Raw genomic sequence first — 12,690 nt, 5'->3', positions numbered from 1 at the left:
ATCGCTCGGCGTGCTATTCGGATACCGGGGACGCGGTAAGGGCGGGACCGACCACAAGATCATAAATCGTCGGCACCGAAAGGGGCCGGACAGTGTTGCGCGCCGGCACACAGGTGTCGGCGCGCATTTTGCGAAGTGCGATTCAGTTTTGCGACACAGAGATCAGGTCAGTGCCGGCTCGGCCAGACGGAGCAGATCGTCTGCCTCCGCGGCGGCCGCCGCGAGCCGATCATTGTCGGCACGCAACCGGGTGATCTCGAACTCCAGTGCCTGAACCCTGGAACGCAGTCGGGTGACCTCGTCGAGCAGACGCCGGTCGGGCGCTGCACCTACGTGGCCGTAGAGGGCCTTCGCCATGCTGACTCCTTGATATGCGCTGCCGGAAAGGCCGGACCAACGCGCGCCCATTTGTACGCGGCTGTCATTCCAGGCTGTATCTGGGCATGACCGGGCGCGACTGGCGACACCTATATATTGAGCCGCAAACCCCTCCTTCGTCAAGTTCTCGCAGGCCGTAGATCATCTCTACGTCGACCTGTCCACTTGTCGGGGGGGCTGCCGCAATGGCACGGACACGCTCTGTCCGGACGCCTTTACTGTACGCCCGGATCCGGGGAATTCCGCACCCGGGCGTCCGAGTTCCCCTTAACTCTTCCTTAGCCACGTTGCCGCAGGTCGCAGGCGCGCCGTAGCGTCACCCCGGCCCGCAACCGACCCGTGGAGGCATAGGCGTGTACGGCTGGACCGACCCGATGGACCCGAACGGCGCCTCCCGGCGCGCCGAGCGGCCGACCGACGAGCCGACCTGGCTGCACGACCGTCCGGAGCCCCGCTCGGCCTACCTGTTCGGTGACGACGACCCGAACCAGCCCGGCGACGAGTGGCAGCGGGAGCAGCCCCCGACCGGCTGGCAGCCGGACCCGGCTGCCCCCGGCGGGCCGGTCGACGCGCGGACCGCCGCCTGGCCGGACCAGCGCCCGGAGCACGAGCCGACCGAGGGCTGGCACGACGGCCGCCCGGCCGGACCGCCCACCGGCGCGTGGCACGGCAGCAGCCCGGCCAAGCCGACCACGGACGGGTGGCACGGCAGTGGCCCGGGCGAGCCGACCACCGACGGGTGGCACGGCAGTGGCTCCGCCGGGCCGGCCACCGGCGGCTGGCACACCGAACCCAGGCCGGAGACGACAGGTGGTTGGCGGCCCGACCCCGGCCCGGAGACGACTGCTGACTTTCCCGCCGACGCCGACCGGGCCGGCGAGGGGCGACACCGCTCCCGCCCCCGTTGGCGACGTCCGCTGATGATCGGTGGGGCCGCCGCGGCGGCCACCCTCGTGGTGAGCCTCGGCGTCGGCGCGCTCGGGCTACCCGGCGGTGACGACGGGGCCGGCCAGCCGACGGCCGTCGACGACACCTTCGCGGCGTCGGCGGCGCCGACCGAGGAGCCGACCCTCGACACCCTCGCCGCGCCGTCCCCGACGAGCACGCCCAGTGCGACCCCGCCGAGCCCGACACCGAGCAGAGCCGTCAAGCCCACCCCGGAGGCGTCGCGTACCACCGCCGCGTCGCGGCGCGGCACGCCGCGCACAAGCGCCCCGGCCACGAGCAGCGGCTCGAACGGTTCCACCGGTTCCACCGGTTCCAGCGGCACCGTCAGCGCCCAGGCCCGTGAGGTGGTGGACCTGGTCAACGCCGAGCGGGCCAAGGCCGGCTGCGGGGCGCTGAGCATCGACGACAAGCTGATGACGGCCGCCCAGAAGCACAGCCAGGACCAGGCCGACCACAAGAACATGTCGCACACCGGCAGCGACGGCAGCAACGCCGGCGTCCGGTTGGACCGGGTCGGCTACGCCTGGCGCACGTACGGCGAGAACGTGGCCTGGAACCAGCAGACCCCGGCCGCGGTGATGGACGCCTGGATGAACAGCTCCGGCCACCGGGCCAACATCCTGAACTGCGCGTTCACCGAGATCGGCGTCGGGATCGCCACCAGCAACGGGCCGTACTGGACCCAGGTCTTCGCGGCGCCGCGCTGACCGCGCGTCGTTCGCGCCCCCGCGCTCGTTTGACCCGGTGAGGTACGCCGGGCCGGAGCGTGGGGGCGGCGTACCGGCAAGGGCGGCGACGGGCCGTCCGGGACCCGGGAGCTGCCGATGCGGATCCGGCCGCGGCGACGCGTCGCCGTACGCCCACTGCGCCGCGTCCTGTCGGCCGGCGTCGCGCTCGCCCTGGTGGTGCCGGCGTACGGATGCCGACCCGAGTTGACCCCGCCCGGCGCGCCCACCCAGTGGCCGGCCGCGCAGGCCCGCCAGTGGCAGTGGCAGTGGCAGCTCAGCGGCCCGCTCGACCCGGCGGTGGAAGCCGACGTCTTCCTGCTCGACCCGGTGGACACCACCGCCGCGCAGACCGCCGAGCTGCGTTCCCGGGACCGCCGGCTGATCTGCCAGGTGCACGTCGGCTCGGTCCGCTCCGCCGACCCGGACGCCAGCCGGCTCCCGGACGCCGTGCGGGGCGCGGCCGCCCGCCGACCGGACAGCCGTTGGCTGGACGTCCGCAGTTGGGACGCGCTGGAGCCGGTGCTGGCCGACAGGTTCCGGCTGTGCCGGGGCAAGGGCTTCGGGGCGGTGGCGTTCGCCGACGCCGACGGGTACGCGTCCCGCACCGGCTTTCCCCTCGACTTCGACGACCAACTGCTGTTCAACCGCCGACTCGCCCAGCTGGCCCGCACTCTGAGCCTCTCCCCCGGGTTGGTCAACGACGTGCCGCAGCTCGCCGCGCTGGCCCCGGACTTCGACTTCGCGGTGAACGAGGAGTGCGTCCGGCTGGGCCAGTGCGCCAAGCTGTTGCCGTTCGCCGACGCGGGCAAGCCGGTCTTCCACGTGGAGTACGCCGCCGAGGTAGAGGACTTCTGTGTCACCACGGTCGGCTACGGCTTCGCCTCGATCCGCAAGGACCGCAACCTGGACGCGTGGCGCGAACCCTGCCCCCTGCCCTAACCCCCACCCGCCCCGCCTCGCCTCGCCTCGCCCCGCCTCGCCCCGCCCCGCCCTGCCCTCGCCCCGCCCCGCCCCGCCCCGCCCGCGATCTTGCACTTTCGGTTGTGGATTCGCGGTTTTTGTTTGGGTTCGTCGCGACAGAAAGTGCAAGATCGGCGCAGCGGGAGCGGGCGGGAGCGAGGACGGAGCGAGGGCGGGGCGGGGCGGGAGCGGGGTGGTTAGGGGACGGGCACCAGCTCCGGGGTCGGGGCCGGCGGGTCGGCCGGGGCGACCTCGGGGCGCGGGCGCAGGAAGCGTGGGGCCCACCAGTTGGCATCGCCGAGCATGGTCATCAACGCGGGCAGCACCACTCCCCGGATGATCGTGGCGTCCAGCAGGATCGCCGCCGCCAGGCCGATGCCGAGTTGCTTCATGTCGATCGTGCTCAACGTGGCGAAGATCGAGAACACGCCGACCATCACGATCGCCGCGCTCGTCACCACGCCGGCCGACGAGGTGATCCCGTACGACACGGCGTCCCGGTTGGGCATGCCGGCCCGGACTCCCTCACGGATCCGACTGACCACGAAGACGTGGTAGTCCATCGAGAGGCCGAAGAGCACCACGAAGAGGAACAGCGGCAGCCAGGACACGATCGCGCCCATCGAGGTGAAGCCGAGCAGCCCCTCCGCCCACTCCCCCTGGAAGATCAGCACCAGCAGCCCGTACGCGGCGCCGGCGGAGAGCAGGTTCAGCGCGATCGAGCTGGCCGCGACCACCACCGACCGGAAGGTGAACGTCATCACCAGGAAGGTGAGCACGAGCACGAAGCCCATCACCAGGGGCAGCTTGTCCCGGACGTGGGCGGCGTAGTCCACGTTCTCGGCCACGCCGCCGCCGACCGCGTACTCGACGCCGGGGATGCCTCGCAGCTCGGCCGGGACCAGGTCCCCGCGCAGCTTCTCCAGCGACCGCACCGACCGGTCGTCCCGACTGGTGTACGGGGTGGCGACGTCGAGCACCGACACCCGGCGATCGGCCGACACCTCGATCTTCGGGCCGTCCGCCTCGGCCGGGACGAACAGCGGGTCACCGGCGGCCCTGCCGGCCAGGTCGGTCAGCGCGGCCCGGACCCGGTCGGCTTGCTCGGCCGGCGCCCGCACGGCCACCACGTGATTGATGCCGGTGCTCGGGTACGCGGCGGTGAGCCGGTCGTACGCCTGCATGGCCGGCGTGGTGCGCGGCAGGTCCTCCGAGCCGGGGAACTTCAGCTTCATGCCGAGCGCCGGCGCGGCCAACGCGAGCAGCAGGCCGACCGAGATGACAAGCGTCGCCACCGGAGCGCGCAACGCCGGCCGGAGCAACGCCGGCCAGAGCCGGGGTTTGCGGGGCTCGCCGTGCCGGCCGGTGCGCGGGGCGGTCAGCCGCCAGAGCAGCGGCACCCGGGGCCGGTCGACCCAGCGGCCGAGCCTGGCCAGCAGGGCGGGCAGCACGGTCAGCGAGCCGGTCACGGCGACGGCGACCACCAGGATCGAGCCGACGGCCAGGGACGAGAAGACCACGTCACCGGCGAGCAGCAGCCCGGCCATCGCGATGATCACGGCAATGCCGGAGACCACCACGGCGTGCCCGGAGGTCTCCGCGGCGATCTCCACAGCGTCCAGGCCGGAGCGGCCCTTGGCGCGTTCCTCCCGCTCCCGGCGGATGTAGAACAGTGAGTAGTCGACCCCCACCGCCATGCCGATCAGCAGGATCACCGGCGCCGTGGTGTCGGTGGCCGGCACCAGGTGCGAGGCGAGCGTGGACAGGCCCATCGCGGCGGCGACCGAGGAGAGCGCCAGCAGCACCGGGACGCTGGCCGCGATCAACGCGCCGAACGCGATGATCAGGATGGCCAGGGTGACCGGCAGGCTGAGCAGCTCGGCACGCTTGAAGTCCTTGCCCAGCGTGTCGTCGAGCGCCTGCTCGATCGACGGCCCGCCGACCTGCTCCACACGCAACTGCGGGTGCGCGGTCTGCACGGCGGCGGTGGCGTCGCGCAGCGGCTGCACCCGCTCCGAGGCGGTCTCCGGGTCACCGGACATGGTGATCGGCAACAGCAGCGCCGAGCCGTCCCGGGCGGTGACCGGCTGGCCCACCTCGGCGACCCCGGTGACCGTGCGCAGCCGGGCCGCGGCGTCGTCGGCCGCCGCCTTCGCCGCCGCCGGGTCCAGCGCGCCGCTGCGCGCGGTGATGAGCACGTTGTCCACGGCCGGATCGTCGAAGTTGCCGGCGTCCACGATCAGGCCGGCCCGCCCCACCTCGCCGATCTGCTCGTCGGCGCTTGTGGCCTCGTTGAGGCCGGCGGCGCTGCCACCGACGAAGCACACCGCCACGAACACGACCCACAGTGCGATCGCCCGCCACGGGTGCTCGGCGCTCCACCGCGCCAGCCGCACCGTCACCGGTCTTCTGCCCATCTCGGGTCCCCCTGTCACGTCAACCCCCTGTCAACGGTGCTGACGTTAGGTGCGTGACGAGGCGGTCACATCGGGGAACGGCCCTGGCCCGCCCCGGAACCGGTACACCGGGGGCGGCGGGGCCGCCGGATGGACATCAGCCCGCGATTCGGGCGTACGCCGGGGTGCGACCCGGAGCGTCCGGCCGCGACCCGCCGGTGCCGACCCGGAGCCGACTCGGGGTCATCCCCGAAGGGACACCCGCGGTCGTGGCTGGCAGCGCGGGCAACTGTACGAGGAGCGGTTCATGAACGCCTCGCGGCGGATCGGCGCGCCACACCGCCGGCACGGCTCGCCCTCGCGCCCGTAGGCGTTGAGCGCCCGGTCGAAGTAGCCGCTCTCGCCGTTGACGTTCACGTAGAGGGCGTCGAAGCTGGTGCCGCCCACGCTTATCGCCTCGGCGAGCACGTCACGGACGTGGCCGAGCAGGCGCTGCGCGGCCGGCCCGGTGAGCGCGTCGGTGGGCCGGCCGCCGTGCAGCCCGGCACGCCAGAGCGCCTCGTCGGCGTAGATGTTGCCCACCCCGGAGATCAGGGTCTGGTCGAGCAGCGCCCGCTTCACCTCGGTGTGCCGGCGGCGCAGCGCGGCGACGAACGCCGCGTCGGAGAACTCCGGATCCATCGGGTCGCGGGCGATGTGCGCGATCTCGTCGGGCAACTCGGCGCCACCCTCGCTCACCGACAGCCCGCCGAACGTGCGCTGGTCGACGAAGCGCAGCTCCGGCCCGTCGTCGGCGAACCGGAACCGGACCCGCAGGTGGGCCTCGTCCGCGGTGCCGGGTGGCTGGAGCAGCAGCTGACCGGACATCCCGAGGTGCCCGATGATCGCGTCGCCGCTGTCCAGTGGCAGCCACAGGTACTTGCCGCGACGGCGGACGTCCAGCACGGTCCGGCCGGCGAGCACGTCGGCGAAGTGCACGCCGCCCGGGACGTGCCGGCGCACGGCGCGCGGGTGACGGACCTCGACCGAGGTGATCCGGCGGCCGATGACCCACTGGGACAGCCCCTGCCGGACGGTCTCGACCTCGGGTAGCTCAGGCACGCCGCAGCCCCGTCTCGTGTCCGTCGGCACCCCCGGCCGGCAGGGCCTGCGCCAGATGGTCGGCCTGCTCGGCCTGGGCCGCCCGTCCGGCGCGTTCCAGCGGCCCGAACGGCTCGTCCCGGTCGGCCGAGCCGTCCGGGTCGATCAGCTGGCCCCGGCCGTCGCCGCCGGTCTGGCCGTCGTCGCCGACCCGACCGTCCCGGCCACCCTCGCCGGCCCTGCCGTCCTGGCCGTCGTCGCCCGCCTGGCCGTTCTGCTCGGCGAGCGTTCGCCACGCGGCCTCGGCGGCCCGCTGCTCGGCCTCCTTCTTGCTGCGCCCCTCGGCGCCGCCGTACCGGTTGCCGGCCACCACCACCCAGGCGGTGAACGTCTTGAGGTGATCCGGGCCGGTGCCCTCGATCCGGTACTCCGGGACGCCGAGCCCGAGCGCCGCCGTCAGCTCCTGGAGGCTCGTCTTCCAGTCCAGTGCGGCGCCCCGACCGGCCGACTCGGCCATCAGCGGGTCGAAGAGCCGGTGGATGACGATCCCGGTGGTGTCCAACCCGTACTGCAGGTAGATCGCCCCGAGCAGCGCTTCGAGCGTGTCGGCGAGGATGCTCGCCTTGTCCCGGCCGCCGGTGGTCTCCTCGCCCTTTCCGAGCAGCAGGTACGCGCCGAGGCCGTCCGGGCCCAGGCCACGGGCCACGTCGGCGAGCGCCCGCATGTTGACAACGCTGGCCCGCAGCTTGGCCAACTGCCCCTCGGGCAGGTCCGGGTGGTTGTGGAACAGCGCGGTGGTGATCACCACGCCGAGCACCGAGTCGCCGAGGAACTCCAGCCGCTCGTTTGTGGGCAGCCCGCCGTTCTCGTACGCGTACGAGCGGTGGGTCAGGGCGCGCTGTAGCAGCTCGGGTTCCAGGCTCACGCCGAACGCGGCTTCCAGGTGACCGACGGACGCCCGCCGCCGCTTGTCGTTGCTCATGATGTGCGTACCTCGGTGTCGGTGGAGCGGTCGGTGCGGTCCATCGCGGCGTCGCCGTCGAGCAACGCCGAGACCAGATCGGTGGCGCGCCGCCGCCACAGGTGAGCGGCGAGGGCGATGCCGGAGGCGACATCGTCGGCGCGAGCGGAACCGTGGCAGACGACAACGGTCCCCGCGACGCCCAGCAGGGCGGCCGCGCGGGGCGCGCCGCCTTCGGCGGGTGGGCCACCGGCCATCGCGTACGCGCCTTCGATGGCCTTGAGCAGCACGTTACCGGTGAAGCCGTCGGTGACGACCACATCGACGCGCGCGCCGAGGGTCACGTCGTACCCCTCGACCAGGCCGACGTAGCGCGCCCCGCCGGGCAGCGGCTCGACGGCGAGCAACGGGTCGGTGGCCCGACGGACCCGGTCGCCCTTGCCGGCCTCGGTGCCGACCGACAGCAGCCCGACCCGCGGTGCGGCGATCGAGTGCGCCACCGCGGCGTACGCGGCGCCGAGCACGGCGTGGCGGGCGAGGGTGGCAGGGCGGGGTTCCAGCGAGCCGCCGACGTCGAGGAGTACGACAGGACCGGCCACGGTGGGCAGGGTGGCGGCAAGCGCGGGTTGGCGGATCTCCGGCCAGCGGCCGAGGCCGAGCACGGCGGCGGTGACTGTGGCGCCTGTGGCGCCGGCGGAGACCAGGGCGTCGGCGGTCCCGTCACGAACGGCGGTGACCGCGGCGCGGACCGTGCTCTCGGCACGGGCGGCGCTGGGATGGTCGGCCATGCCGACGACATCACGGACGGGCCGCACCGTGATCCGCGTACGTTGCGGCGGATCGAGGGCAGCAATCAGCTCGTCGGCGACCTCGGCCGGGCCGACGAGGAGCAGGTGCAGGTCAGGGTCAGCGCGCACGGCCCGCAGAGCGCCGTCAACCACGACGGCGGGAGCGTCGTCCCCGCCGAGGAGGTCAACGGCGATCCGCGCGGTGCCCGGCTCCATCGGAACGCCGGCCGGAGTGTGCCGGCCGGCATCGGAGGAAGCCGGGGCACCGGGCGAATGCCAGGGTGCGCGCGCCGCCCGACCTGGGGTCGGGGGCGTCACTCGGCGTCCAGGTCAGACCTCGAGAACCTGGCGGCCGTTGTAGGTGCCGCAGACGGAGCAGGCGGCGTGCGGCAGCTTCGGGGACTTGCACTGCGGGCACGCGATGGTCGCGACCACCGTCGCCTTCCAGTTCGCCCGGCGGGACCGGGTGTTGCTGCGCGACATCTTGCGCTTCGGGACGGCCACGGTTCTTACTCCTCTGTAACGGTCAGTTGCGACAGGCCCGCCCAACGCGGGTCGATCTGCTGGTGACTGTGGTCGGCCGGCAGATCGTCCCAGTGTGTCCCGCATTCGGGGCACAACCCTGGGCAGTCCTCCCGGCAGAGCGGGTTGGTCGGCAGCGTGAGCACCAACGCGTCCCGCAGCGCCGGCTCCAGGTCGATCAGATCGCCCTGCATCCGGCCCACCTCGTCCTCGTCGGTCGTGGCGTCCGTGGTGCTGTCCTCGTACGCGTACAGCTCCTGGATCGTCACGCCCATCGAGTCGTTGATCTCGCGCAGGCAACGGCCGCACTCGCCCCGGACGGGACCGGTGATGGTCCCGGAGACGAGCACGCCCTCGGACACCGACTGCAACCTCAGATCGAGGTCGAGGTCTGCGCCCTCCGGCACGCCGATCAACTCCACACCGAGGTCCGCCGGTGCCGGCACGACCCGCTGGACCTCACGCAACGCGCCAGGGCGGCGCGGCAGGTCCCTCGTGTCGAGGACCAGCGGCGACCTGGGGTTGAGTGTCGATGGCGAGTGCTTGGGCATAGTCAGACTCCGGCCGGTGAGAGGCCGACAAAAAAGGTTACCTGGGTGACCACCGGACCGTCGAACCGGGGGCGACACCCGGGTGAGAATGTCGGCTGGTGAGGTGCCGCTCAGAAGGGTAGCGGGCGTTCCGCCTCATCCCCACCGAAGGTGCCGATCTCCCGTAGTGCGTGCATCTTGTCCCGGCCACGCTCTATCGAGGCCAGCGCCCGGGTGAGGAACTGCTCGAAGTTGGCCAGCGCGGTGTCGACGTAGTCGTCGACCTCCTCACGCAGGCGCTGGGCCTCGGCGCGGGCCTCGGCGATGATCCGGGCGCCCTCGTGCTCTGCCGACACGGTGATCTCGTTCACCGAGACCAGGCGGGCGTGTTCTGCCTCACCCTCGCTGATGATCCGGTCCGCCTCGCGCTTGCCGGCTTCCATGATCTTGTCGCGCTCCTCCAGGAGCGCGGCGGCGCGACGCAGGTCGGCGGGGAGATCGGCACGCATCTCGTCGAGGGCAGCGATCATCTCACCCCGGTCGACCATGCAGTTGTTGCGCGACATCGGGACGGAGCGGGCCTGCTCCACCATGGCGATCAGTTCGTCGATGCGATCGAGCGGGTCCACCGGTACCTCACTCCTGTCGTTCCTCGGCCGACCTCCATGATGCGGGCTACGGCCGTTCCCCGCGTCACCAATCATGTCGTGCTCGCCCCACACGAGCCCCATCCGCCCCAATCCGGCGCGTCGCGACATCGCCGCCCAGGCCCTCGCCCCGCCGATCTTGCACTTTCGGTTGCCCCAAACAGCCACGAAAGGGGTGGTTCGGGCACCACAAGTGCAAGATCGCGGGACGGAGGCGGGGTTGGGGGTTTGGTCAGGGGTTTGGGCGCAGGCGGGTTTGTAGGGCCTCGCGGACCGGGTCGGGTACGTGGGCGGAGATGTCGCCGCCCCACTTCGCCACGTCCTTCACCAGACTGGAGGAGAGGAACGAGTAGAGCGGGTTGGTCGGCATGAAGAGCGTCTCGACGCCGGCCAGCCCGATGTTCATCTGCGCCATCTGCAACTCGTAGTCGAAGTCGCTGACCGCCCGCAGACCCTTGATCAGCACACTCGCCTGCTGCGCCCGGCAGAAGTCCACCAGAAGCCCGCGGAACGACTCGACCCGCACGTTGCCGTACGACGAGGTCACCTCGCGGAGCATCTCGATCCGCTCCTCGACGGTGAACAGACCGCTCTTGGACTGGTTCATCAGAACGCCAACGATCACCTCGTCGAAGAGCCGACTGGCCCGCCCGATGATGTCGAGGTGTCCGTTGGTGACCGGATCGAACGAACCGGGGCACACCGCACGTCTCATGATCGGCGACCGTACCAAAGGGTGGTCTCGCCGTACCGGCGACTGCGCTCGGGGGTGATCCCCTCCACCCAGTCGAACTGCCTGGTCCGGCTGGACCGCTCCACGACCACCAGAGCGCCGGGCACCAGCCAGCCACCATCGACGAGCGTCGTCAACAGTGCGGTGATCTCCGCGTCCGGCACCGCGTACGGCGGATCGGCGAAGACCACGTCGTACGGCCCGCCGTCCGGGCCGGCGGCCAGCACGGTCGCCACCTTGCCGGCGACCAGGCGGACGGCCGGACCGGCGCGCAGGGTCGCCACGTTCTCCCGGATCACCCGGGCCGCCCGGGGGTCGGACTCCACGAGCAGCACGTGCCGGGCGCCCCGGGACAGCGCCTCCAGCCCGACCGCGCCGGAGCCCGCGTACAGGTCGGCGAAGCGGGTGCCGTCGAGGTCGACGTCGGCCTCGACGGCACTGAACAGCGCCTCCCGGACCCGGTCGGACGTGGGTCGGGTGCCGGCGCCGGGAGGTGCGGCGATCCGCCGCCCGCCGAGCGTTCCGGCCACGATCCGGGTCACCGTCTCCTCCTGCTCATGCCCGCGACGCTACGCGAGTCGACGCCGACCACGACCGACACCGCCGGGTATCGCCGGGTCGGGCGGCGTCCACGTGGGGTCTTGACGTCGTCCACCGCGCCGGGAACGCCCGTGACCTCCCCCGCTGTCGATCGGTCCACTGCGGAGCCCTCCACCGACGGGTCGACACCGCTCGTCCTCAGTGATCACTCGGCCACCTTCCGTACATCAAAGATCACGAATCAACTACATTGCCCAATGGCAATGATGAGAACTCCCCTCATTCATGACTCGTCAGTACAGTCACCCTCTGTCCCCGCTTATGGCGGGGAGCACCCCCGCGTCGCGCGACGTCCCGGTGAGCAGACGACCCACCGGTCGCCCCGTCTCCCGACCTCCCGCGCGCGATCCGTACCCCTCACCAGGAGCAGGCGTTGAACCTCCCCAAGTCTCCGATGCGGCGCGTCGCGGCCATCGCCGCAGGCGCGCTGATCGGCCTCACCGGCGCGGCGACGTTCGCCGGGCCGGCGTCCGCGCACCACACCACCATCAGCGGCACCGCCTGCGTGACCCCGAACGGCGCGCACCGCGTCGAGTGGAAGGTGGTGAACAGCGAGCGTGACCTCCAAGCCACCATCAAGGAGGTGTGGACCCCCTCCGGCACCACCATCGACGGCATCGCCGTGGGCACCACGATTACGGCCGACGGCAAGGTTTCCGGCACCCAGCTCACCACCAAGGGCAAGCCGCTCGAGCTGAAGGTCAAGGCCGAGTGGACGCGCAACGGCACCCTGATCACCCACATCGCCTCCGGCACCGCGAAGCTGAGCAGGCACTGCACCACGCCGCCGAAGCCGACGCCGACCCCGACGAAGCCCACGCCCACGCCGACCGTGACGCCGAGCGCCACGCCGTCCGCGACGCCGAGCGCGACCCCGTCGGTGACGCCGTCCGCGACGCCGTCCACCACGCCGACCACTGCGGTCCCGACCAGCCCGGTGCCGACCACGCAGCCGAGCGAGCCGACCGGCCCGCTGGTGCCGGAGGAGCCCAACGCTCCGGTGTTCGAGATCGTCTTCGACTGTGACGAGCTTGTCATCACCGCCGACAACCCGGCCGACGGCGTCACCGAGACCGTCGTGCTGACCTCGGAGAAGAACGTCGTCAAAAAGCTCGAGCTGGTCCCGGGCAAGAAGACCGAGGTCACCTTCGAGGCGTACGAGGGTCTGACCGTCACCCCCAGCGTCGATGGTGAGCAGGCCGACCCGGCCGACGCCGTCAAGTGGGTCAAGCCGGCCAACTGCACCCCGGGCCAGGGTGGCGGCGACAAGGACGAGCCGGCGCTGCCGCTGACCGGTGCCGCGACCGGTGGCATCATCGCCGGCGCCGCGGTGCTGCTCGCCGTTGGTGCTGGTCTGTTCGTGATGGCGCGTCGTCGTCGGGTCCGCTTCACCGCCTGAGACAACCCGCTCTGACCAAC

12 protein-coding genes and 1 pseudogene are annotated in these 12,690 nt (G+C 72.0%); 3 read left to right on the top strand and 10 right to left on the bottom strand.

The genetic code is table 11. From position 1 onward, the window contains the following. Positions 1-162 precede the first annotated feature (162 nt). Entirely contained in the window at positions 163-357 is a 195-nt protein-coding gene (locus tag ACGFH8_RS28320; RefSeq protein WP_030487463.1) for a hypothetical protein, read from the bottom strand. A 374-nt stretch (positions 358-731) separates the two neighbouring features. On the opposite strand from ACGFH8_RS28320, the gene ACGFH8_RS28315 reads away from it, so the two are divergent. Together ACGFH8_RS28315 and ACGFH8_RS28310 are read left to right on the top strand one after the other, a co-directional pair. Further along, the gene (locus ACGFH8_RS28315; RefSeq protein ID WP_393372892.1) at positions 732-2,033 is read left to right on the top strand and encodes a CAP domain-containing protein; all 1,302 of its coding nucleotides are present in this window, start codon (positions 732-734) and stop codon (positions 2,031-2,033) included. A 117-nt stretch (positions 2,034-2,150) separates the two neighbouring features. Then, positions 2,151-2,993 carry an endo alpha-1,4 polygalactosaminidase gene (locus tag ACGFH8_RS28310; RefSeq protein ID WP_393372889.1) on the top strand — a complete coding sequence of 281 codons (843 nt, stop codon included), beginning with the start codon at positions 2,151-2,153 and terminating at the stop codon, positions 2,991-2,993. A 218-nt stretch (positions 2,994-3,211) separates the two neighbouring features. Here ACGFH8_RS28310 and ACGFH8_RS28305 read toward each other — a convergent pair whose 3' ends face one another. The 9 genes and pseudogenes from ACGFH8_RS28305 to rsmD form a co-directional block, all read right to left on the bottom strand. Then, positions 3,212-5,431 carry an MMPL family transporter gene (locus tag ACGFH8_RS28305; protein ID WP_393372887.1) on the bottom strand — a complete coding sequence of 740 codons (2,220 nt, stop codon included), beginning with the start codon at positions 5,429-5,431 and terminating at the stop codon, positions 3,212-3,214. 222 nt (positions 5,432-5,653) lie between these two features. After that, positions 5,654-6,511 carry a bifunctional DNA-formamidopyrimidine glycosylase/DNA-(apurinic or apyrimidinic site) lyase gene (gene mutM, locus ACGFH8_RS28300; RefSeq protein WP_393372884.1) on the bottom strand — a complete coding sequence of 286 codons (858 nt, stop codon included), beginning with the start codon at positions 6,509-6,511 and terminating at the stop codon, positions 5,654-5,656. 211 nt (positions 6,512-6,722) lie between these two features. Then, positions 6,723-7,472: pseudogene (gene rnc / locus ACGFH8_RS28295) on the bottom strand (ribonuclease III); the annotation flags it as partial. Beyond that, positions 7,469-8,455, bottom strand: a complete 987-nt coding sequence (locus ACGFH8_RS28290) for a phosphate acyltransferase (protein ID WP_393372881.1) — start codon at positions 8,453-8,455, stop codon at positions 7,469-7,471. The pseudogene rnc and the gene ACGFH8_RS28290, both read right to left, overlap by 4 nt. 114 nt (positions 8,456-8,569) lie before the next feature. Beyond that, positions 8,570-8,743, bottom strand: coding sequence for a 50S ribosomal protein L32 (rpmF, locus tag ACGFH8_RS28285; RefSeq protein ID WP_252416735.1), 174 nt, complete (start codon positions 8,741-8,743; stop codon positions 8,570-8,572). 5 nt (positions 8,744-8,748) lie between these two features. Next, a complete protein-coding gene (locus ACGFH8_RS28280) occupies positions 8,749-9,312 on the bottom strand; it encodes a YceD family protein (RefSeq protein ID WP_357411722.1) in 564 nt (187 codons plus the stop codon). Between the two features lie 110 nt (positions 9,313-9,422). Beyond that, positions 9,423-9,920 (bottom strand): hypothetical protein, encoded by a 498-nt coding sequence (locus ACGFH8_RS28275; protein WP_281899866.1) that lies wholly within the window; start codon positions 9,918-9,920, stop codon positions 9,423-9,425. Between the two features lie 250 nt (positions 9,921-10,170). Next, the gene (gene coaD, locus ACGFH8_RS28270) at positions 10,171-10,653 is read right to left on the bottom strand and encodes a pantetheine-phosphate adenylyltransferase (protein ID WP_393372877.1); all 483 of its coding nucleotides are present in this window, start codon (positions 10,651-10,653) and stop codon (positions 10,171-10,173) included. Further along, positions 10,650-11,213: a 16S rRNA (guanine(966)-N(2))-methyltransferase RsmD gene (gene rsmD, locus ACGFH8_RS28265; protein ID WP_393372875.1), complete on the bottom strand. Its 564-nt coding sequence runs from the start codon at positions 11,211-11,213 to the stop codon at positions 10,650-10,652. The genes coaD and rsmD overlap by 4 nt, the downstream gene beginning before the upstream one ends. A gap of 431 nt (positions 11,214-11,644) precedes the next feature. On the opposite strand from rsmD, the gene ACGFH8_RS28260 reads away from it, so the two are divergent. Then, complete coding sequence (locus ACGFH8_RS28260) at positions 11,645-12,670, top strand: LPXTG cell wall anchor domain-containing protein (RefSeq protein WP_393372872.1); 1,026 nt, start codon at positions 11,645-11,647, stop codon at positions 12,668-12,670. The last annotated feature ends 20 nt before the right edge of the window (positions 12,671-12,690 follow it).

It is taken from the genome of Micromonospora sp. NPDC049175 (assembly GCF_043197345.1).
GTDB lineage: Bacteria > Actinomycetota > Actinomycetes > Mycobacteriales > Micromonosporaceae > Micromonospora.
This window is presented reverse-complemented; position numbering and strand designations above follow the sequence as displayed.